Raw genomic sequence first — 20,404 nt, 5'->3', positions numbered from 1 at the left:
GATGGTCTGGGATCTGGCAACGCCATTCGTCATCGATCTGCAGGTGAGCGAGGACGACATCGATGGACTGGGGCACGCCAATAATGCGGTGTACGTCACCTGGCTTGAGCGTTGCGCGTGGCGCCATTCACAACAGTTGGGGCTTGATCTGACCGAGTACCGCCGTCTGGATCGCGCCATGGCGGTGGTACGTCATGAAATCGACTACCTGACCAGCGCGTATCAGGACGACGAACTGCAATTGGCGACCTGGATCGTCGATTGGGATCGGCGCCTGAAGATGACCCGACGCTTTCAGCTCAAGCGGCCCCGTGACGGCATGACCTTGCTGCGCGCGCAAACCACTTTCGTCTGCATCGAACTGTCCACCGGCAAGCCTAAACGCATGCCCGCTGAGTTCATCGAAGGGTATGCGCCGGCTTTACAGGTGGTAGCCTGCTGACGTCCGGCGCCCTCGGCCCGTTCCCAAGCGGGCCGCCACTGCGTAAACTGCCGGACTTTTTTCGAGTGTGACCCCCATGCAAATTGCTCTGGCGCCCATGGAAGGCCTGGTCGATGACATTCTGCGCGATGTGCTGACTCAGGTCGGCGGCATCGACTGGTGCGTGACCGAATTCATTCGGGTCACCGAGCGCCTGTTGCCTGCGCATTACTTCCACAAATTCGCCTCCGAGCTGCTGACGGACGCCAAGACCCGCGCGGGCGTGCCCTTGCGCGTGCAGTTGCTGGGGTCTGATCCGGTCTGCCTCGCCGAGAATGCGGCCTTCGCCGCCGAGTTGGGCGCACCGGTCATCGATCTGAACTTCGGCTGCCCGGCCAAGACCGTCAACAAGTCGCGGGGCGGGGCGGTGCTGTTGAAAGAGCCCGAATTGCTGCATGCCATCCTCTGCCATGTCCGCCGTGCAGTGCCCGCCCACATCCCCGTGACCGCCAAGATGCGTCTGGGCTACGACAGCACTGAGCCGGCGCTGGATTGCGCGCGTGCACTTGAGGCTGGGGGCGCCGAACACATCGTCGTCCACGCCCGGACCAAGGTCGATGGTTACAAGCCACCCGCGCACTGGGAATGGATCGGCAAGATCCAGGACGTGGTGAAGATTCCGATCATCGCCAATGGCGAAATCTGGACCGTCGACGATTGGCGGCGCTGCCGCGAAATCTGCGGGGCACGTGACATCATGATCGGCCGCGGTCTGGTCGCACGCCCCGATCTGGGGCGGCAAATTGCGGCGGCGGAGGCGGGGCGTGAGGTCGTGGAGATGACCTGGCAGGAACTGCAACCGCTGTTGCGGGTGTTCTGGCAGCAGGCATTGGCGAAGATGACCCGTGTACAGGCGCCGGGCCGTCTCAAGCAATGGGTGGTGTTGCTGACCAAGAGTTATCCCGAGGCCGTTGTCTTGTTCGACGCGCTGCGTCGTGAAACGGACTGCGAGCGCATCAGCCAGATGCTCGGTGTCGTCGAGCAGGAAGCGGCCTGAAAAAATTTTCATGGCGACTCTTGAAACAGAAGTGACGGTCCCTATTTTGGGATTACGCGATGCCGAAGTCGGGTCGCGGAGATAACCACTTGCTGATTTATCAGGAGACTAACATGACTACCGCTTTCTCTCTGGCTCCACTGTTCCGTTCTTCCGTGGGCTTTGACCGCTTCAACGACCTGTTCGAATCGGCGGCCCGTAACGAGTCGGCCAGCAGCTACCCTCCCTACAACGTTGAGAAACATGCAGATGACCAATACCGCATCGTCATCGCGGCTGCAGGTTTCCAGGAAGAAGACCTTGAACTGCAGGTCGAGAAGGGTGTGCTGACCGTCAGCGGCAGCAAGCGCGACAACGCAGCCGAAGGCGTGACCTTCCTGCATCAGGGCATTGCCCAACGCGCGTTCAAGCTGTCGTTCCGTCTGGCCGACCATATCGAAGTGCAAAACGCCGCACTGGCCAACGGCCTGCTGAGCATTGACCTGCTGCGCCTGGTCCCTGAAGAGGCCAAGCCAAAACGCATCCAGATCAATGATCAGAAAACGCTGGCGCATTGATTCACACGCCAGCCGTTAAACAAGCCCCTATGGGGTCATGCCGGTCAGTCGAGCGTTCTCGACTGACCTATGGCTGAAAAATCAAAATCCGATGCCTGCACAGGCATCGGATTTTTTTGCGTCTCTCGGTGCGGGGTAACCCGTGAGAAATGCTGTTTTCAGCGCACATGGGAGCAGGATTCAGCTGATATTGAGCCGATCCAGCAAACTGTACCAGGCCACCCCGGCACCAATATAGAACCGTTGCAGCCCATGCATCGGCAAGCGTTGCAAGGGCGTTACCGGGTAGGCAAACGCTGCCTGGCGGTCACACAATTTCCCCGCCAATTGCTGACCCAGGCTGGTACACAACGCAATCCCTCGCCCGTTGCAGCCCAGGGCCAACGTCAGCCCTGGCGCAGGCTCATGCACATGGGGCATGAAATCCCGGGTAATAGCGATTCGCCCGGCCCAGCGATACTCGAATTCCAGCGGTCCCAACTGCGGGAACAGTAATGCCAGGGATCGCTCCAGGTGCGCGAAATCCGTAGGTGAGGTGGGGTCATTGAACAGCCCACGCCCGCCCATCAGCAAACGGCCGTGACTGTCTTTACGAAAGTACAACAACAGACGTTGCGCCGTGGACACGGTTTCCTGCCCCGGCAAGATGCTCTCGGCCGCGCGTCCGCTCAGCGGTTTGGTGGCGACGATAAAACTGTTGGCCGCCAGGATGCTCTGCGCCATCCCCGGCCACAGGTTGCCACTGTAGCCATTGGTCGCCAGCACCACCTGGTCGGCGCTCACTTGGGCACCGCCAGCGGTTTGCAACCGCCAGCCCGAGCCCTGGCGCTGCAACCCCGTCACCGCGCTGTGACCATGGATCCGCGCACCTGCCGCCAACGCCGCGCTCACCAACCCGCGGGCATACGCCAACGGCTGAATGGCCCCGGCGCGACCGTCCAGCCAACCACCGGCAAACGCTTCGCTGCCCAGGCGCGACTTCACCGCCGCGGCATCCAGTCGCTGCACCGGGACACCGCGCCGGGCCCATTGATCCGCACGCGCATGCAGCCCGGCGACACCTTTGTGCGTGTACGACACTTGCATCCATCCCTTGCGCACCGGCGCGCAATCGATGCCATGGCGTTCGATCAACCCGAACACCAGGTCCGCCGAGTTCGATACGGTGGAGATCAATGGCTCGGCGCGTTCCGGCCCATACATGTGCACCAGTTGCTCCGGGTCGTACTTGAGCGTCGGATTGACCTGTCCACCGTTACGCCCCGACGCTCCCCAGCCTGGCTCACTGGTTTCCAGCACACACACGCTGACGCCGCGCTCAGCCAGATGCAGCGCGGTCGACAGTCCGGTGTACCCCGCGCCGACGATCGCCACATCCACCTTCACCGATTCATCCAATGCAGGCGTCGGCGCCGCAGAAGGCGCGGTCGCTGACCACAATGATTTCATGACAGGCTCCGCGTATTGCCGGTGGGGTGCAGCACGCGCCGCAGGAAGTCCTGGGTGCGCGCATGCTGCGGGTTGCCCAGCACCTGATCGGCGGGCCCGCTTTCCACGATGTAGCCGCCATGCAGGAAGCACACACGATCGGCCACTTCGCGGGCAAAGCCCATTTCGTGGGTGACCACGATCATGGTCATGCCTTCATCGGCCAGCGTGCGCATCACGGCCAGCACATCGCCGACCAGTTCCGGATCAAGGGCCGAGGTGGGTTCGTCGAACAGCATGGCTTCGGGTTTCATCGCCAGGGCGCGGGCGATGGCCACGCGCTGTTGCTGGCCACCGGAGAGTTGTTCCGGGTAGGCATCGGCCTTGGCGCTCAGGCCGACTTTTTCCAGCAGCACCAGCGCTTCTTCGCGGACCTGCTGGGGCGGTTCGCCCTTGACGAATACCGGCCCCTCCATGACGTTTTCCAGCACGGTGCGATGGGGAAACAGATTGAAGCGCTGGAACACCATGCCCATCCGGCTGCGCAGCGCGTGCACGGTTTTGCTGGCGCGCTGCACGGTTTCACCGAACACCTTGATGTGGCCTCCGTCATAGGCTTCCAGTGCATTGATGCAGCGCAGCAGGGTGGATTTCCCCGAGCCCGACGGACCGATCAGGCACACCACTTCGCCCTTGGCCACGTCCAGGTCGACGCCGTGCAGCACGCGGTGGTTGCCGTAATGTTTTTGCAGTTGGCGTATCTCGATCATGCTTTTTTCCTTCGGCTCAAGTGCTGTTCCATGCGGCGCAGGCCATACACCAGCGGCAGGCTCATCAGCAAATAGAGCAGGGCGACCAGGGTGTAGACGGTCATGTTCTGGAAGGTCGAGGAGGCAATCAGTTGGCCCTGACGCGTCATCTCGGCCACGGTGATGGTCGACACCAGAGACGAGTCCTTGAGCATCATCACCAGGGTGTTGCCGTAGGGCGGCAGCGCGATGCGAAACGCCTGGGGCAGGATCACCCGGCGCATCATCATGACCGAACGCATGCCCAGCGCTTCGGCGGCTTCGCGCTGGCCCTGTTCGACGGCGATGATGCCGGTGCGAAAGTTCTCGGCCTGGTACGCCGAGTAGGCGATGCCCATGCCGATCACCCCGGCATAGAACGCCGTGAGGTGTACACCCATGTCCGGCAGGACGAAGTAGATGTAGAACAGTTGCACGATGATCGGCAGGCCACGGATCACATTGATGATGGTGCTCGCAGTCCACGACAGCGCGCGGATCGGCGACAACTTGAGCAACGCCAGCACCAGACCGATCGCGCTGCTGAGCAGGAACGACAGCACGGTGATCTGGATCGTCACCCAGGCGCCTTGCAGCAAAATCGGCAGGAAGTCCCGGGCATTCTGCAGGAATTCGGCCGGGTTCATGGGCGCACCTGGGTATCAAGCCCCCACTTCTTGAGGATGCCGTTCAGCGTGCCGTCGGCCTTGATGCTGGCGATGGCGGTGTTGAGGCGTGCGAGGGTTTCGGCATCGCCCTTGCGCACCACCAGGCACACTTCGCCGACGTTGGCGGGCGTGTAATCAGGGGCCAGTTTTACCCCTTTGAACTGCCCCTGGCGGATCTGGTACGCCACGATGGGTTGGTCGGCGACCGCCGCCTTGATACGGCCCAGGGACAGGTCGCGCACCATCTCGCCGATGGAGTCGTAGGTGCGGATTTCCTTGAAGATGCCCAGCTTGTTCAGTTGATCATAGAACACCGTACCGGCCTGTACCCCGATCACCTGGTCTTTGAGCGGCATCAAGTCCGGGTAAGCAGCGTTGTCCTCGGCGCTGATGATCAGGCCTTCCCCGTAGGCGTACACCGGCTCGCTGAAGTCGACGACCTTGGTGCGCTCCGGGGTCTTGAGCATGCCGGCGGAGATGAAGTCGAGTTTGCCGGACGTGAGGGAGGGGATCAGCGCGGCGAAGTTGGTCTGTTCGATCTGAGGGGTAAAGCCGCCGGCCTTGCCCACGGCCTCGGCCACGTCGACCATCATGCCCTGAATGCTGTTGCTCTTGATATCGAGGAAGGTAAATGGCGAGCCAGTGGCCGTTGCACCGACTTTGTACGAGGACGCACCGGCGGCGTGCACAACGCCGACGCAAAGGGTGGCACACAGACCGAAGGCGAGGCGGCGAAACAAGAGCGAAAGACTGTTCATCGGGTTACTCCATAAGGAAAACGGATCGTCAGTAGCGCAAGCGGCTGCAGATGAAATCGCAAGCTCTGTGCCATTTCGATTTAAAAAAATCGTTTATCGCTATTGAAAATACAAAAAATGATCAAGTCGTATCGCTATGCGATTTTTTATGGTCAATTTTTGGGATTTAGGGTAGAAATATCGCCACGCCTGCCCTGATTCCCCGCGAGTTCGCCATGTCCGAAGAACGCAACAGTCTGCACAACCAATCCCTGGAAAAAGGCCTCTCGGTGCTTAAGGCATTCAGCGCCCAGCGCCGCAGCATGAGCCTTGCAGAGGTGGCGGACGCCGCCGGCATGACCAAAAGCTCTGCCCAGCGCATGGTGTTTACTCTCGAAAGCCTGGGTTACCTTCGGAAACACTCGCGCACCCGGCATTACCAACTCACACCCCGTGTGCTGGAGTTAGGCTTCAGTTATCTGGATGCGCATTCGCTGATCGAAGTGGCCAACCCGTTCCTGTCGGAACTCACGCGCTTGACCGGCGAGACCTCATGCCTCACCGAGCCTGCGGGCTACGACATGACCTATATCGCGCGCTTCGTCAGCTCAAGCTTCGTGCCGGTGCACATGCCGATCGGTTCGCGGGTACCGATGTACTGCACGGCGTCAGGGCGGGCGTATCTGAGTGCGTTGCCGCAGGAGGAAGCGTTGGTGTTGATCGAGAACAGCCAGCGCATTGCGCACACCAGTCAGACATTGACGGAGGTCGAGCGGATTCTGGATTCGTTGCAGATCGTGAGAGAGCAGGGTTACGCGGTGAATGGCCAGGAGTTGTTTCTGGGCGACATGACGATCGGTGCGCCAGTGCTCGGTGCCAATGGTCGACCGGTGGCAGCGGTGCATGTGGTGGCGCCCACCAGTCGGTGGAGCCGGGCGGATGCAGAAAAGCAGCTGGCGCCAGCGTTGCTGCAATGCTCGAGGGCGCTGAGCAGCTCCGCCCGGAACCTGGAATAAATGGGGCGGGGACTTGCTCCCGATGGCAGCGGAGCAGTCATAAGCTGCATCACCGATCAGGCTTTCGTCGCCTGAGCATCGAGCAGCGCCATGAAAGCCTTGGCGGCGTTCGACAGCGTGCGTTCCGTGTGAACGATGTAGCCCAACTGGCGACGCAGCTGTATGCCCGGCAAAGGGATGCTCGTGACCTGTTCGTCCAGCATGGTTCTTGGAAGCACGCTCCAGGCCAGTCCAATGGACACCATCATCTTGATCGTCTCCATGTAATTGGTGCTCATGGCGATGTTCGGTTTCAGTCCCTCGGCTTCGCACAGACCACTGACAATGTGATGGGTAAAGGTGTTGCCGCCCGGAAACACGGCAGGGTAGCTGGCAATGTCAGCCAGGCTGACATGGGGCGTGGTGGCCAGGGGGTGCTCTGGCGCCGCCACAAAGTCCAGCGGGTCGTCCCAGACCCTTACCGCCTTGACCAGCGAGTGCGGCTCCGGCGCGAGGGTGATCACCGCCAGCTCAGCGCGTCCGTGAAGGATCTCCTCATAGGCGACCTCGGAATCCAGAAACTCGATGTCCAGCGCGACGTCGGGATACGCGCGGGTGAACGCCCTTAACACCGGCGGCAGGCGATGCAGGCCGATGTGGTGGCTGGTCGCCAGACTCAAGCGGCCAGTGACCTCGCCGGTCAGGTTGGTCAACGCGCGTCGGGTATCGTCCAGTACGTTGAGGATCTGGTAGGCGCGGGGCAGCAGCGCGCGTCCGGCCTCCGTCAGGCTGACTTCCCGACCCAGGCGGTCAAACAGGCGTACATTGAGTTGTTGTTCAAGCCCGGCGATGCGCTTGCTGATCGCGGGCTGAGTCAGGTGCAGCCGCTCACCCGCCCCGGAGAAACTGCCGGTTTCGGCGATCGCGATAAAGGCATTGAGGTTCGCCAGGTCCATATCGAATTCCTGTTGGTTATCCAAAGCATGAAAAATATGAATTTGAGTTATTTAAGCATATTCCATAGCATCTCCCCCACAAGCCAAGGGGTCTTTAGTTCGTCACCGTGACGACGGTGACCCAAGGCATAGAAACAAGCTGATGAGGAAACCGTCTGATGGCCGGCAAAACGCTCTATGACAAGCTTTGGGATTCGCATTTGGTCAAACAGCGCGACGATGGTTCGGCGCTGCTTTATATCGATCGTCACATCATTCACGAAGTGACCTCGCCACAGGCGTTCGAGGGCTTGCGCCTGGCTGGCCGCAAACCATGGCGGATCGACGCCAACGTCGCCACCGTCGACCACAACGTGCCGACCACCCCGGACCGCAAGGACGGCGTCGACGCCATCGTCGACCAGGTGTCGCGTCTGCAGGTCAAGACGCTGGACGACAATTGCGACGAGTACGGCATCACCGAATTCAAGATGAACGACGTGCGTCAGGGCATCGTTCACGTGATCGGCCCGGAGCAGGGTGCGACCTTGCCGGGCATGACCGTGGTCTGCGGCGACTCTCACACCTCGACCCACGGCGCTTTCGGTGCTCTGGCTCACGGCATCGGCACCTCCGAGGTCGAGCACGTGCTCGCGACTCAGTGCCTGGTCGCCAAGAAAATGAAAAACATGCTGGTGAAGGTCGAGGGCAAGCTGCCGTTCGGCGTCACGGCCAAGGACATCGTCCTGGCCATCATTGGCAAGATTGGCACGGCCGGCGGTAATGGGCATGCCATCGAGTTCGCCGGCAGCGCGATTCGTGACCTGTCCGTCGAGGGCCGCATGACCATCTGCAACATGTCCATCGAGGCGGGCGCTCGCGTCGGTCTGGTGGCAACCGATGAAAAGACCATTGCCTACGTCAAGGGCCGTCCGTTTTCGCCAAAAGGCGAGCAGTGGGACATGGCCGTTGAGGCGTGGAAGGATCTGGTGTCCGATGAGGACGCGGTGTTCGACACCGTGGTCGAACTCGACGCCACGCAGATCAAGCCACAGGTCAGTTGGGGCACGTCGCCGGAGATGGTGCTTGCTGTCGATCAGAATGTGCCGGATCCCGCGCAGGAGGCTGATCTGGTCAAGCGTGGCTCCATCGAACGCGCCCTCAAGTACATGGGGCTGAAGGCCAATCAGGCGATCACCGATATCCAGCTTGATCGCGTGTTCATCGGTTCCTGCACCAACTCGCGGATCGAAGACCTGCGCGCTGCGGCGGATATCGCCAAGGGCCGTAAAGTGGCGTCGACCATCAAGCAGGCGATCGTGGTGCCGGGCTCGGGTCTGGTGAAGGAGCAGGCGGAGAAAGAGGGGCTGGACAAGATTTTCCTGGAAGCCGGTTTCGAATGGCGTGAGCCAGGTTGTTCGATGTGTCTGGCGATGAACCCGGACCGCCTGGAAAGTGGCGAACATTGCGCGTCCACTTCCAACCGCAACTTCGAAGGCCGTCAGGGCGCCGGGGGTCGTACTCATCTGGTCAGCCCGGCGATGGCGGCAGCGGCAGCGGTCAATGGCCGTTTTGTCGATGTCCGCACCATGAGCCAGCAATAAGGAGCCCAGCATGAAGCCTTTTACTCAACACACCGGTTTGGTCGCTCCGCTGGATCGCGCCAACGTCGACACCGATCAGATCATTCCCAAGCAGTTCCTGAAGTCGATTCGTCGCACCGGTTTCGGTCCGAACCTGTTCGATGAATGGCGCTATCTGGACGTGGGGCAGCCCTATCAGGACAACTCCAAGCGTCCGGTGAACCCTGACTTCGTGTTGAACCACGAACGCTACCAGGGCGCTAGCGTGCTATTGGCCCGCGAAAACTTCGGCTGTGGTTCAAGCCGCGAGCACGCGCCGTGGGCATTGGAAGAATACGGGTTCCGCAGCATCATCGCGCCGAGCTACGCCGACATCTTTTTCAACAACAGCTTCAAGAACGGCCTGCTGCCGATCATCCTGAGCGAAGAGCAGGTCGACGAGCTGTTCAAGGTGGTCGAGGCGAATCCCGGATACCAGTTGAAAGTGGACCTGCAGGCGCAGACCGTGACCCGCGAAGATGGCATGGTGTACACCTTTGAAATCGACGCCTTCCGCAAGCACTGTCTGCTCAATGGCCTGGACGACATCGGCCTGACCCTGGTGGATGGCGATGCGATCGCGTCGTTCGAAGCCAGACACCGCGCCACGCAGCCCTGGTTGTTTCGCGACTGATTGAGGGTGTGTCGTCTGAACGATTCGCGAGCTTGCTCGCGAAGACGGCCTGGCAGTCACCCGGGATTTCCGGGATTGTTGCAGGCACGCGGTATCAGCTTTTTCAATCGGCGCTCCTGAAGCGCCGATGCATTTATTGAAACGAGGATGTTATGAGCAAGCAGATTCTGATTCTCCCGGGTGATGGCATTGGTCCGGAGATCATGGCCGAAGCGGTCAAGGTACTGGAGCTGGCAAACGAGAAGTATCAGCTGGGCTTTGAATTGAGCCACGACGTCATCGGTGGCGCTGCGATCGACAAACATGGCGTGCCCTTGGCTGACGAGACGCTGGACCGCGCCCGTGCGGCCGACGCGGTCCTGCTGGGCGCGGTGGGTGGCCCTAAATGGGACGCCATCGAGCGCGACATCCGTCCTGAACGCGGTCTGCTGAAAATCCGCTCGCAACTGGGCCTGTTCGCCAACCTGCGTCCGGCCATCCTCTATCCGCAACTGGCCGATGCATCGAGCCTCAAGCCGGAAATCGTCGCCGGCCTGGATATCCTCATCGTTCGCGAGCTGACCGGCGGTATCTACTTCGGCGCACCACGCGGCACCCGTGAGCTGGAAAACGGTGAGCGTCAGTCATACGATACCTTGCCGTACAGCGAGAGCGAGATCCGCCGCATAGCCCGCGTGGGTTTCGACATGGCCCGTGTGCGTGGCAAGAAACTCTGCTCGGTCGACAAGGCCAACGTTCTGGCCTCCAGCCAGCTGTGGCGCGAAGTGGTCGAGCAAGTGGCCAAGGACTACCCGGATGTCGAGTTGAGCCACATGTACGTGGACAACGCCGCCATGCAACTGGTCCGCGCCCCGAAACAATTCGACGTCATGGTCACCGACAACATGTTCGGTGACATCCTGTCGGACGAAGCCTCGATGCTCACCGGCTCCATCGGCATGCTGCCGTCGGCGTCGCTGGACTCGAACAACAAGGGCATGTACGAGCCTTGCCACGGCTCGGCCCCGGACATCGCGGGCAAGGGCGTGGCCAACCCGCTGGCGACGATCCTATCGGTGTCGATGATGCTGCGTTACAGCTTCAATCAGCACACCGCAGCCGATGCCATCGAGAAAGCCGTGAGCCTGGTATTGGACCAGGGCCTGCGCACCGGTGACATCTGGTCCGAAGGTCATGCCAAAGTCGGTACGCAGGAAATGGGTGACGCCGTAGTCGCCGCGCTGCGCAATCTGTAATATCTCGGGCCCACTGCCGCAAGATCGAGTCGAAAGGCTCTCTGCGAGGAGGGGCCCCACTTTTAATTAAGGTGTAGTTGCGATGAAACGTGTAGGTCTGGTCGGTTGGCGCGGTATGGTGGGTTCCGTGCTCATGCAGCGCATGCTGGAAGAGCAGGATTTCGATCTCATTGAGCCGGTTTTTTTCACCACCTCCAACGTTGGCGGACAAGGTCCGTCCGTGGGCAAGGACATTGCGCCGTTGAAAGATGCCTACAGCATCGACGAGCTCAAGACCCTGGACGTGGTGCTGACCTGCCAGGGCGGCGACTACACCAACGAGGTGTTCCCCAAGCTCCGTGAAGCCGGCTGGCAGGGGTACTGGATCGATGCGGCTTCGGCCCTGCGCATGCAGGACGACGCGGTGATCATCCTCGACCCGGTCAACCGCAAGGTCATCGACCAGCAACTGGACGCCGGCACCAAGAACTACATCGGCGGCAACTGCACCGTCAGCCTGATGCTGATGGGGCTCGGTGGTCTGTTCGAAGCTGGTCTGGTCGAGTGGATGAACGTCATGACCTATCAGGCGGCCTCCGGTGCTGGCGCGCAGAACATGCGTGAGCTGATCAGGCAGATGGGCGCGATCAACGCCTCGGTGGCGGACGAACTGGCCAACCCTGCCAGCGCGATTCTGGACATCGACCGCAAAGTGGCCGAAGCCATGCGCGGCGACAGCTTCCCGACCGAGAACTTCGGCGTGCCGCTGGCGGGCAGTCTGATTCCGTGGATCGACAAGGAACTGCCGAACGGTCAGAGCCGTGAAGAATGGAAAGGTCAGGCCGAAACCAACAAGATTCTGGGTCGCTTCAAGAGCCCGATTCCGGTCGACGGCATCTGCGTGCGCATCGGCGCGATGCGTTGCCACAGCCAGGCGTTGACCATCAAGCTCAACAAGGATGTGCCGATTGCCGACATCGAGGGGATGATCAGCCAGCACAACCCGTGGGTGAAGCTGGTGCCGAACAACCGTGAGGCGAGCATCCAGGAACTGAGCCCGACCTCGGTGACTGGCACGCTGAACATTCCGGTAGGGCGTCTGCGCAAGCTGAACATGGGTTCGCAGTACTTGGGCGCATTTACGGTAGGTGACCAGTTGCTGTGGGGCGCCGCCGAGCCGTTGCGTCGTATGTTGCGGATTTTGCTGGAGCGTTGATTCGCTTTTGCGCCGGCCATAAAAAAACCGCCTTTTAGAGGCGGTTTTTTTCTATCGCAGGTGTAGGAGCGACCGGAGTGGCGTTCCACCTTGCCCGCGATCTGCCGGGAACCGGCAGCAAGATCGGTGTATGCGGGGTGACAGGCACAATTGAGTCGTCTGGTTTTGCTGCCGCTGCGCGCCAGATCGCGGGCAAGCGCGCTACGGCCTTCGGCCAGAATCAAAGCCGAGAACCCTCGTTTTAATCCCGACTTCGCCCGGAGTGAAGATCGTTTGCTTCTGCCGAAGGCGTAGCGCGCTTCAGCTGTGTGTAGGAGCGTGGCTTGTCCCGCGATCTGCCGGGAACCGGCGGCAAGGTCGGTGTATGCGGGGTGACAGGCACAATTGAGTCGTCTGGTTTTACTGCCGCTGCGCGCCAGATCGCGGGACAGTTGCTACGGCCTCCGGCCAGAATCAAAGCCGAGAACCCTCCTTTAATCCCGACTTCGCCCGGAGTGAAGATCGTTTGTTTCTGCCGAAGGCGTAGCGCGTTTCAGCTGTGTGTAGGAGCGTGGCTTGTCCCGCGATCTGCCGGGAACCGGCAGCAAGGCCGGTGTATGCGGGGTGACAGGTACAATTGAGTCGTCTGGTTTTGCTGCCGCTTCGCGCCAGATCGCGGGACAAGCCACGCTCCTACGGTCTCCGGCCAGAATCAAAACCGAGAACCCTCATTTAATCCCGACTTCGCCCGGAGTGAAGATCGTTTGCTCTGCCGAAGGCGTAGCGCGCTTCAGCTGTGTGTAGGAGCGTGGCTTGTCCCGCGATCTGCCGGGAACCGGCAGCAAGATCGGTGTATGCGGGGTTTCAGGCACAATTGAGTCGTCTGGTTTTGCTGCCGCTGCGCGCCAGATCGCGGGACAAGCCACGCTCCTACGGCCTCCGGCCAGAATCAAAGCCGAGAACCCTCCTTTTAATCCCGACTTCGCCCGGAGTGAAGATCGTTTGCTTCTGCCGAAGGCGTAGCGCGCTTCAGCTGTGTGTAGGAGCGTGGCTTGTCCCGCGATCTGCCGGGAACCGGCAGCAAACCCGGTGCATGCGGAGTGTCAGGCATAACCGTGTCGCCTGATTTTGCTGCCGCTGCGCGGCAGATCGCGGGCAAGCGCGCTCCTACATGGACGACGGAACCCGACTCAGCGGGCCCAATCGGGAGCTTCAAACCTGCTCCGGCTGATCATCCTTGCGCCGACGAAAAAACGTTCCCTGCCTCCAGTGCTGACCAAACCGGATCCCCGGTGCTTCAATGTAGCGATAGGTCAGCATCGACACCACCACCACGGCGACGACCACAAGGAGCATCAGCAGGTTGTCGTTCAGCGCGGTCCCGGTGCTCAAGTAACGCACCATCGTGCCGCTGGTTTCGCCCGGCCGGTCGACCAGCAAAGAGAGTCCGCTGAACTTCGCCGCGACCGTAATGCCCGTCGCCAGGACGAATATCACCGCCGCATGGGTCAGATAGATGGACAGCCACAACTTGCCCAGCGCCGGGAACACCCGCAAGCGCAAGAGTCGCGACACCAGCCCGGCCTCGTAGGAAAAAATCAGCACTGCCGTGCAGAACAGCAACCCCAGCTCGATGGTGAGGGGCTGTTCGCCCTCTGTCATGACCCAATACATCGCGGCCAACACACCGACCTCCAGCAAGGTGGCAATGATTGGCCCCGGCGTCGAATCGTGCAGCCGCACGTAAAGCCGGTAGGTGATGACGCCAGCGAAGAAGCACGAAGCGCCCCATAGCACGTTGCGCGGGAGCAGGTTGATGTCCATGTAGAGCGCGACGAACGCCAGGACGCACAGCACCGAGAACAGTTTGCGTGCCAGGCCTGGCAGCGAGAACAGGGTCAGCGCGAAGATCATCCACAGATAGAACTCGACACTGATGAACCACGAGGGGTAGTTGAACGACAGTGCGTTGAACCCCGGCCACCATGCCTGGATCAGCAGCAGATTCGGCAAAATCTCGCTTGGCGCGCGGTCGCCGCTGAAAGCCGGGTAATTCAGCGACAGGCCGTAGCGCTCCATCACCTGTTTCAGGCACTCGAACCCGATGAAGAACAGCAGAACGGCGACGTGCAGCGGCATGACCCGGCAGGTCCGGGTGATCATGAAGTCGCCCAGTTGGCGTGGCGTGGCCAGGTGACCGATGTAGCGCCGGTAAATCAGAAACCCGCTCAAGGCGAAGAACAAGCCCACGAACTGGCTGGCGTTTCTGAAAAACGTCAGCTCGGTGATGCTGCGCTCAATGTGCGAGTGATGAACGATCAGCGCGATGGCGCAGAGGCCGCGAAGGCTGTCAAGCACGAGAAATCGCTTCATCTTACGGGTCCTTTTGCAGATGAGTGTGACGTGGACGGCAGGTGGCTATGGGCGTCTGAAGTCGCCTGAGCTTACTGAGCAGGGTGTGAAAAAAACGCGAGGGATGGTTACCACCTTCTGCGCTGTCGGCTGAATGGGCGGCGATCTTCGGGAGGGTCAGGAACGGCTTGGCCTATACAGGCGTCCGGCACACCTCAGGGATGGCAAGCCGGAGTATGCCTGACGAAGCGGCGCGCTTGCCAGATCAGCGGCCGCCGCGAACCGTCTGTTCGTCGTAAACCTGATGATAAATCCCATAATGTGGGATTGTAATTTACATATTGAGATATTCGTGATGACGGGTTTATAGTTCGTCCCGCATTCACTCATCAATAACAATCAGGTGAAGCCATGCAGGCGCAATTGATCGCGCTCGATTGGGGAACGACATCCCTTCGCGCGTATCGGCTCGGCGAAAACGGCCGGGTACTCGAACACCGTTCGCTCAGCGCGGGCATCATGCAACTGCCGTCCGGCAGTCGACGAATTGCGGGTGAGCTGTGCAGCGACGGTTTCGAGCTGGCCTTCGATGAAGCCTGTGGCGACTGGCTCGACGCCCAGCCGACATTGCCGGTGATCGCCTGCGGCATGGTCGGCAGCGCTCAAGGTTGGCGGGAAGCGGTTTACCAGCAGACGCCAGCCAGTGTCGGTGCGCTGAGTGCTGCGCTGGTGACGGTGCGCAGCGTGCGCGGCGTGGATGTCCATATCATCCCTGGCGTACTGCAACGCTCCGAGCTGCCCAATGTCATGCGCGGTGAAGAGACGCAGGTGCTGGGCATTCTCAGCGCGTTGCCCGCCGAAGAAACGGCCAGGCCGCTGTTGATCGGGTTGCCCGGCAGCCACTCGAAGTGGGTGAGGGCAGTCGATGGGCGCATCGTCCATTTCGACACCTTCATGACCGGTGAGGTCTATGCCGCGCTCTCCAGTCACACCATCCTCGGGCGCACGATGCAGCGCAGCGATGCCTTTGATGCCGCCGCGTTCGACCGTGGCGTTGCCGTTGCGCAGTCTGCGGAAGGCGCGGCGGGTCCGCTGTCAACCATCTTCAGCTGTCGAACCCTCGGCCTTACCGGCGCCCTGACCGGTGCCGCACAACCCGATTATCTGTCCGGTCTGCTGATCGGCCACGAAATCGTGGCGTTGGCCCGGTTGTTGAGCCAGCACGAGACCGATCTGCCGTCAGTGATCCTGATCGGCAGCGGCCCGTTGCTGGAGCGCTATCAGCGCGCACTTGACGCCAACCGATTCCCCCAGGTGACGCTGGCCGAACAGGCCACCGAACGGGGTCTGTGGCAGGTCGCGGTCCAGGCCGGTCTGGTTTCATCCACTTCTGCGGCCGTTGCCCGGCCCCTTCACGTAGAGAACTGAGATGCTCAAACAAGCCCTTGCGCAAAACGGCCTGGTCGCGATTCTGCGCGGCCTGCGCCCTGAAGAAGCCCCGGCGGTGGGTGAGGTTCTGTACGCTGCCGGTTTCCGCGTCATCGAAGTCCCGCTCAATTCCCCGCAGCCGTACGACAGCATCCGCCTGCTGCGTCAGAGTCTGCCCGCCGATTGCCTGATCGGCGCGGGCACCGTGCTGACACCTGAGCACGTGCGTCAGGTCAAGGAGGCCGGTGGGCAGGTGATCGTCATGCCGCACAGCGACCCCGAAGTGCTGCGAGCCGCCAAGGCCGAAGGCCTGTTTCTGTCGCCTGGCGTGGCAACGCCGACGGAAGCCTTTGCCGCGCTGGCCGAAGGCGCCGATGTCTTGAAAATGTTTCCAGCCGAGCAAATGGGCCCGGCGGTGGTGAAGGCCTGGCTGGCGGTGTTGCCGGCGGGCACTGTGCTGCTGCCGGTCGGCGGGATTACCCCGGACAACATGAAGGTTTTCCTGGACGCCGGGGTTTCCGGCTTCGGCCTGGGTTCCGGGCTGTTCAAACCCGGCATGAGCCCCGAAGACGTCGCCGAGCGCGCGAAGGGTTATGTCGCCGCCTGGAAACAGTACCGGCCCCATGGCCAATAACGCGTATCGCACAAAGCGGCCTGGATTGGCTAAGGCCGCGATTACCGGCTTCGACTACAAGAGAGACAAGACATGAAAATCACCCGACTCACGACCTTTATCGTTCCACCGCGCTGGTGCTTCCTGAAAGTGGAAACCGACCAGGGTGTCACGGGATGGGGCGAACCGGTGGTCGAAGGTCGCGCGCACACCGTCGCTGCGGCGGTCGAGGAACTGTCCGATTACTTGATCGGCAAGGACCCACGCAACATCGAAGACATCTGGACCGTGCTCTATCGCGGCGGCTTCTATCGCGGCGGTGCGATTCACATGAGCGCGCTGGCCGGCATCGATCAGGCGTTGTGGGACATCAAGGGCAAGGCGCTTGGCGTGTCCGTCAGCGATCTGCTGGGCGGTCAGGTGCGCGACAAGATCCGTGTCTACTCGTGGATCGGGGGCGACCGTCCTGCCGACACTGCGCTGGCGGCGCAAGAAGCCGTGTCCCGTGGTTTCACTGCGGTGAAGATGAACGGCACTGAAGAGCTGCAATTTCTCGACACGTTCGAGAAGGTCGACCTGGCGCTGGCCAATGTCGCCGCCGTGCGGGATGCGGTCGGTCCCAACGTCGGCATCGGCGTCGACTTCCACGGTCGCGTGCACAAGCCGATGGCCAAGGTGCTGATGAAGGAACTGGACCCGTACAAACTGATGTTCATCGAAGAGCCGGTGCTCAGCGAAAACTACGAGGCGCTGAAAGAACTCGCGCCGCTGACCAGCACCCCGATTGCGTTGGGCGAGCGGTTGTTCTCGCGCTGGGATTTCAAGCGCGTGCTGAGCGAAGGTTACGTCGACATTATCCAGCCGGACGCCTCTCACGCGGGCGGCATCACCGAAACCCGCAAAATCGCCAACATGGCCGAGGCCTATGACGTAGCGCTGGCGCTGCATTGCCCGCTGGGTCCGATCGCGCTTGCGGCGTGTCTGCAACTGGACGCTGCCTGCTACAACGCGTTCATCCAGGAGCAAAGCCTGGGCATTCACTACAACGAGAGCAACGACCTGCTCGACTACATCAAGAACCCGGAAGTCTTCGACTACGACAAGGGCATGGTGAAAATCCCCAACGGCCCGGGCCTGGGCATCGAGATCAACGAGGAATACGTCAAGGAGCGCGCCGCCATCGGCCACCGCTGGCGCAACCCGATCTGGCGTCATGCCGACGGCAGCTTTGCCGAGTGGTGATATCGGTTTGCTGAAGCCATCGCCGGCATGCGTTGGCTGCCGCAGAACCGGGCGTTGGTCGCAAAACCTGTAGGAGCCGGCTTGCTGGCGAAAGCGGTGGGCCAGGCCACTGAAGTGGCGAACGATGAATTGCGTTCGCCAGCAAGCCGGTTCCTACATAGGGCAATGGTCATTTCCTAGCCCCACGAAGTACCGATCATTCCCATGTATCACACGAATCCAGACCTCAGATAAACATAAAAAGAGGCACCCCCCATGCGCACACAGACCTTGCCGGAGGCGCGGGCGATCACCGCCACGCCTACACGCAAACGCTTTTTCATCATGGTCCTGCTGTTCATCACCGTCGTGATCAACTACCTGGACCGCAGCAACCTTTCCATCGCCGCGCCGGCGCTGACCAGCGAGCTGAACATCGACCCCGTGCACGTGGGCCTGGTGTTTTCGGCGTTCGGCTGGACCTATGCCGCCATGCAACTGCCTGGCGGCTGGCTGGTGGACCGTGTTCCGCCGCGCATTCTGTACACCGTCGCGCTGGCCCTGTGGTCGATCGCGACGATTTTCCTCGGCTTCGTCGGCAGCTTCGTCGGCCTGTTCGTGCTGCGCATGGCGGTCGGCGCGCTGGAGGCACCGGCGTATCCGATCAACAGCCGCGTGGTCACCGCCTGGTTTCCGGAAAAGGAACGCGCGACCGCCGTCGGCTTCTACACCTCGGGCCAGTTTGTCGGCCTGGCATTTTTGACCCCGGTCCTCGCCTGGTTGCAAGCCACGTTCGGCTGGCACATGGTCTTCGTCGCCACCGGCGGCGTGGGCGTGATCTGGGCCGTGATCTGGTACACGGTTTACCGCGAGCCGCGTGATTTCAAAGGCGTCAATCAAGGCGAGATCGACCTGATCAAGGACGGCGGCGGTCTGGTCGACATACAGACTGACACCGAAAAAGCCAAGGGCGGTTTTCGCTGGAAAGATTTGGGCATCGTCCTGACCCAGCGCAAACTCTGGGGTATCTACCTCGGCCAGTTCTGCCTGAACTCGACGCTGTGGTTTTTCCTGACCTGGTTCCCGACCTATCTGGTGAAGTACCGCGGCATGGATTTCATCAAGTCCGGTCTGCTGGCGTCGTTGCCGTTTCTGACGGCCTTCGTCGGCGTCCTGTGCTCCGGGTTCTTCTCCGACTGGTTGATTCGTCGCGGCTATACCGTGGGGTTCGCGCGCAAGCTGCCGATCATTGCCGGGTTGCTGATCTCGACGTCGATCATCGGCGCCAATTACGTGGAATCGACACCGTTGGTGATCGCGTTCCTGGCCCTGGCCTTTTTTGGCAACGGCCTGGCGTCGATCACCTGGTCGCTGGTGTCGACCTTGGCCCCGGCGCGTCTGCTGGGTCTGACCGGAGGGACCTTCAACCTGATCGGCAACCTGTCGGCCATTGCCACCCCGATCGTCATCGGTTTTCTGGCCTCGGGTGAGTCGTTCGCGCCCGCGATCACTTACATCGCCGTGTTGGCGCTGCTCGGCGCGCTTTCCTACATCCTGCTGGTAGGCAAGGTCGAGCGAATCGAGCTGGATAATCCACGCTGACAATTGGCATGCACCAAAGCGGGCGACGATAATGCCGCCAGCTTTCTGAATCGATAAGGCCTGATATGCAAGATGCTTCCGACACCCCGAGCCCGACCGGTAAAGAAACGGCGCCAACCGGCACGCAAACGCTGTTGCGAGGGTTGAGCGTGGTGCAGGCCGTCGCCAGTGGCGCCCGGGACCTCAAGGAAATCGCACGGCTGATCGGGACGACGAAAAGCACGACCCACCGTTTGGCCAGCTGTCTGGTGGAAGAGCGTTACCTGCGTGTGTTGCCACAGGTGGGCTATCTGCTGGGGCCGAAGCTGATCGAACTGGGTTTTCAGGCCCGCGAAGAGCTGCCGTTGGCGATGCTGGCCAGACCTTACCTCGATGAATTGTCGGCGCTGACGGGCGACACCCTCCACCTGGCGGTTCGTGACGGTGACGAGGTGCTGTATCTGCACAAGAATCCTGGTCGCAACGGCCCGGAGATGCGCTCGCGGGTGGGCCACAGGATGCCGCTGGCGCGCACCGGCATTGGCAAGGCGCTGTTGCTAGACAGCCCGGAAAGTGAATGGCGTCGGCTGTATGACCTGAGCGTGCCGGAGGTGGCCAGAAATCCGCTATGGCCTGCGCATCAGGAGCAGACATGGGAACAGGTGCGTGACCGGATGCGCGAGTACGTGAAGGGCGGTTACGCATTCGACCTTGAGGACAACGAGCCTTCCATCCGCTGCGTGGCGGCTCCGGTCCGCGATGCCAGCAAACACATCGTTGCGGGGATCAGCATCGCCAGCACAGTGCCGTACATGCCGCTGGAAAAGATGGCCGAGCTGGTGCCGGTGATCAAAGAGACGGCGGCGCGGCTGTCGGCGGAGCTGGGTGGTTGAACGACTTGCTTTTGTAGGCGCGCGCTTGCCCGCGAATGCAATCGGTCTGTGACAGAGATGTCGAT

Annotated in this window: 19 protein-coding genes; 13 read left to right on the top strand and 6 right to left on the bottom strand. The window is 61.2% G+C overall.

The window, feature by feature from the left end:
- Window position 1: 1 nt before the first annotated feature.
- The 3 genes from BMY73_RS02610 (at window position 2) to BMY73_RS02600 (ending at window position 2,035) form a co-directional block, all read left to right on the top strand.
- A complete protein-coding gene (locus tag BMY73_RS02610; protein WP_062381018.1) occupies window positions 2–442 on the top strand; it encodes an acyl-CoA thioesterase in 441 nt (146 codons plus the stop codon).
- Window positions 443–518: 76 nt separating this feature from the next.
- Window positions 519–1,478 (top strand): tRNA dihydrouridine synthase, encoded by a 960-nt coding sequence (locus BMY73_RS02605; RefSeq protein ID WP_092404839.1) that lies wholly within the window; start codon window positions 519–521, stop codon window positions 1,476–1,478.
- A gap of 113 nt (window positions 1,479–1,591) precedes the next feature.
- The gene (locus BMY73_RS02600) at window positions 1,592–2,035 is read left to right on the top strand and encodes an Hsp20 family protein (protein WP_062381021.1); all 444 of its coding nucleotides are present in this window, start codon (window positions 1,592–1,594) and stop codon (window positions 2,033–2,035) included.
- Between the two features lie 180 nt (window positions 2,036–2,215).
- On the opposite strand, the gene BMY73_RS02595 is transcribed toward BMY73_RS02600, so the two are convergent.
- The 4 genes from BMY73_RS02595 to BMY73_RS02580 are packed head-to-tail and all read right to left on the bottom strand — an operon-like array spanning window position 2,216 to window position 5,677.
- Entirely contained in the window at window positions 2,216–3,484 is a 1,269-nt protein-coding gene (locus BMY73_RS02595; RefSeq protein ID WP_092404837.1) for an NAD(P)/FAD-dependent oxidoreductase, read from the bottom strand.
- Window positions 3,481–4,233, bottom strand: coding sequence for an amino acid ABC transporter ATP-binding protein (locus tag BMY73_RS02590; RefSeq protein WP_062381024.1), 753 nt, complete (start codon window positions 4,231–4,233; stop codon window positions 3,481–3,483). The genes BMY73_RS02595 and BMY73_RS02590 overlap by 4 nt, the downstream gene beginning before the upstream one ends.
- Window positions 4,230–4,898, bottom strand: coding sequence for an amino acid ABC transporter permease (locus BMY73_RS02585; protein WP_062381026.1), 669 nt, complete (start codon window positions 4,896–4,898; stop codon window positions 4,230–4,232). Before BMY73_RS02585 ends, BMY73_RS02590 begins: the two co-directional genes overlap by 4 nt.
- On the bottom strand, window positions 4,895–5,677 hold the full coding sequence (locus BMY73_RS02580) for an ABC transporter substrate-binding protein (protein WP_092404835.1): 783 nt from the start codon (window positions 5,675–5,677) through the stop codon (window positions 4,895–4,897). Before BMY73_RS02580 ends, BMY73_RS02585 begins: the two co-directional genes overlap by 4 nt.
- Before the next feature lie 215 nt (window positions 5,678–5,892).
- Between BMY73_RS02580 and BMY73_RS02575 the strand changes: the two genes are divergently transcribed.
- A complete protein-coding gene (locus BMY73_RS02575) occupies window positions 5,893–6,672 on the top strand; it encodes an IclR family transcriptional regulator (protein ID WP_062381029.1) in 780 nt (259 codons plus the stop codon).
- Between the two features lie 56 nt (window positions 6,673–6,728).
- Here the strand turns inward: BMY73_RS02575 and BMY73_RS02570 are convergent, their stop codons facing one another.
- On the bottom strand, window positions 6,729–7,607 hold the full coding sequence (locus BMY73_RS02570; protein ID WP_092404833.1) for a LysR family transcriptional regulator: 879 nt from the start codon (window positions 7,605–7,607) through the stop codon (window positions 6,729–6,731).
- 158 nt (window positions 7,608–7,765) lie between these two features.
- Between BMY73_RS02570 and leuC the strand changes: the two genes are divergently transcribed.
- From leuC to asd, 4 genes are all read left to right on the top strand, one after another.
- Window positions 7,766–9,190, top strand: a complete 1,425-nt coding sequence (leuC, locus tag BMY73_RS02565; protein WP_062381033.1) for a 3-isopropylmalate dehydratase large subunit — start codon at window positions 7,766–7,768, stop codon at window positions 9,188–9,190.
- A gap of 10 nt (window positions 9,191–9,200) precedes the next feature.
- Window positions 9,201–9,842: a 3-isopropylmalate dehydratase small subunit gene (leuD, locus tag BMY73_RS02560; RefSeq protein WP_092404831.1), complete on the top strand. Its 642-nt coding sequence runs from the start codon at window positions 9,201–9,203 to the stop codon at window positions 9,840–9,842.
- 152 nt (window positions 9,843–9,994) lie between these two features.
- Window positions 9,995–11,077, top strand: coding sequence for a 3-isopropylmalate dehydrogenase (leuB, locus tag BMY73_RS02555; protein ID WP_092404829.1), 1,083 nt, complete (start codon window positions 9,995–9,997; stop codon window positions 11,075–11,077).
- A gap of 82 nt (window positions 11,078–11,159) precedes the next feature.
- A complete protein-coding gene (gene asd / locus BMY73_RS02550; protein ID WP_062381038.1) occupies window positions 11,160–12,272 on the top strand; it encodes an aspartate-semialdehyde dehydrogenase in 1,113 nt (370 codons plus the stop codon).
- A gap of 1,191 nt (window positions 12,273–13,463) precedes the next feature.
- Here the strand turns inward: asd and BMY73_RS02545 are convergent.
- Window positions 13,464–14,624: an acyltransferase family protein gene (locus BMY73_RS02545; RefSeq protein WP_092404827.1), complete on the bottom strand. Its 1,161-nt coding sequence runs from the start codon at window positions 14,622–14,624 to the stop codon at window positions 13,464–13,466.
- A gap of 390 nt (window positions 14,625–15,014) precedes the next feature.
- On the opposite strand from BMY73_RS02545, the gene BMY73_RS02540 reads away from it, so the two are divergent.
- The 5 genes from BMY73_RS02540 (at window position 15,015) to BMY73_RS02520 (ending at window position 20,339) form a co-directional block, all read left to right on the top strand.
- Window positions 15,015–16,031, top strand: coding sequence for a 2-dehydro-3-deoxygalactonokinase (locus BMY73_RS02540; RefSeq protein ID WP_092404825.1), 1,017 nt, complete (start codon window positions 15,015–15,017; stop codon window positions 16,029–16,031).
- A 1-nt stretch (window position 16,032) separates the two neighbouring features.
- On the top strand, window positions 16,033–16,665 hold the full coding sequence (locus BMY73_RS02535) for a 2-dehydro-3-deoxy-6-phosphogalactonate aldolase (protein ID WP_092404823.1): 633 nt from the start codon (window positions 16,033–16,035) through the stop codon (window positions 16,663–16,665).
- A 72-nt stretch (window positions 16,666–16,737) separates the two neighbouring features.
- Window positions 16,738–17,886, top strand: coding sequence for a galactonate dehydratase (dgoD, locus tag BMY73_RS02530; protein WP_092404821.1), 1,149 nt, complete (start codon window positions 16,738–16,740; stop codon window positions 17,884–17,886).
- A gap of 255 nt (window positions 17,887–18,141) precedes the next feature.
- Complete coding sequence (locus BMY73_RS02525) at window positions 18,142–19,467, top strand: MFS transporter (protein ID WP_092404819.1); 1,326 nt, start codon at window positions 18,142–18,144, stop codon at window positions 19,465–19,467.
- 65 nt (window positions 19,468–19,532) lie between these two features.
- The gene (locus tag BMY73_RS02520; protein WP_062381048.1) at window positions 19,533–20,339 is read left to right on the top strand and encodes an IclR family transcriptional regulator; all 807 of its coding nucleotides are present in this window, start codon (window positions 19,533–19,535) and stop codon (window positions 20,337–20,339) included.
- The last annotated feature ends 65 nt before the right edge of the window (window positions 20,340–20,404 follow it).

The sequence above is a fragment of the Pseudomonas sp. NFACC02 genome, from assembly GCF_900110765.1.
Classification (GTDB): domain Bacteria; phylum Pseudomonadota; class Gammaproteobacteria; order Pseudomonadales; family Pseudomonadaceae; genus Aquipseudomonas.
Note: the sequence above shows the minus strand (reverse complement) of the source record. Positions and strands in the feature narration are given on the sequence as shown.

Coding starts and splice junctions, on each gene's coding strand:
- BMY73_RS02610 (WP_062381018.1), top strand. CDS start 2: ATGGTCTGGGATCTGGCAACGCCATTCGTCATCGATCTGCAGGTGAGC.
- BMY73_RS02605 (WP_092404839.1), top strand. CDS start 519: ATGCAAATTGCTCTGGCGCCCATGGAAGGCCTGGTCGATGACATTCTG.
- BMY73_RS02600 (WP_062381021.1), top strand. CDS start 1,592: ATGACTACCGCTTTCTCTCTGGCTCCACTGTTCCGTTCTTCCGTGGGC.
- BMY73_RS02595 (WP_092404837.1), bottom strand. CDS start 3,484: ATGAAATCATTGTGGTCAGCGACCGCGCCTTCTGCGGCGCCGACGCCT.
- BMY73_RS02590 (WP_062381024.1), bottom strand. CDS start 4,233: ATGATCGAGATACGCCAACTGCAAAAACATTACGGCAACCACCGCGTG.
- BMY73_RS02585 (WP_062381026.1), bottom strand. CDS start 4,898: ATGAACCCGGCCGAATTCCTGCAGAATGCCCGGGACTTCCTGCCGATT.
- BMY73_RS02580 (WP_092404835.1), bottom strand. CDS start 5,677: ATGAACAGTCTTTCGCTCTTGTTTCGCCGCCTCGCCTTCGGTCTGTGT.
- BMY73_RS02575 (WP_062381029.1), top strand. CDS start 5,893: ATGTCCGAAGAACGCAACAGTCTGCACAACCAATCCCTGGAAAAAGGC.
- BMY73_RS02570 (WP_092404833.1), bottom strand. CDS start 7,607: ATGGACCTGGCGAACCTCAATGCCTTTATCGCGATCGCCGAAACCGGC.
- leuC (WP_062381033.1), top strand. CDS start 7,766: ATGGCCGGCAAAACGCTCTATGACAAGCTTTGGGATTCGCATTTGGTC.
- leuD (WP_092404831.1), top strand. CDS start 9,201: ATGAAGCCTTTTACTCAACACACCGGTTTGGTCGCTCCGCTGGATCGC.
- leuB (WP_092404829.1), top strand. CDS start 9,995: ATGAGCAAGCAGATTCTGATTCTCCCGGGTGATGGCATTGGTCCGGAG.
- asd (WP_062381038.1), top strand. CDS start 11,160: ATGAAACGTGTAGGTCTGGTCGGTTGGCGCGGTATGGTGGGTTCCGTG.
- BMY73_RS02545 (WP_092404827.1), bottom strand. CDS start 14,624: ATGAAGCGATTTCTCGTGCTTGACAGCCTTCGCGGCCTCTGCGCCATC.
- BMY73_RS02540 (WP_092404825.1), top strand. CDS start 15,015: ATGCAGGCGCAATTGATCGCGCTCGATTGGGGAACGACATCCCTTCGC.
- BMY73_RS02535 (WP_092404823.1), top strand. CDS start 16,033: ATGCTCAAACAAGCCCTTGCGCAAAACGGCCTGGTCGCGATTCTGCGC.
- dgoD (WP_092404821.1), top strand. CDS start 16,738: ATGAAAATCACCCGACTCACGACCTTTATCGTTCCACCGCGCTGGTGC.
- BMY73_RS02525 (WP_092404819.1), top strand. CDS start 18,142: ATGCGCACACAGACCTTGCCGGAGGCGCGGGCGATCACCGCCACGCCT.
- BMY73_RS02520 (WP_062381048.1), top strand. CDS start 19,533: ATGCAAGATGCTTCCGACACCCCGAGCCCGACCGGTAAAGAAACGGCG.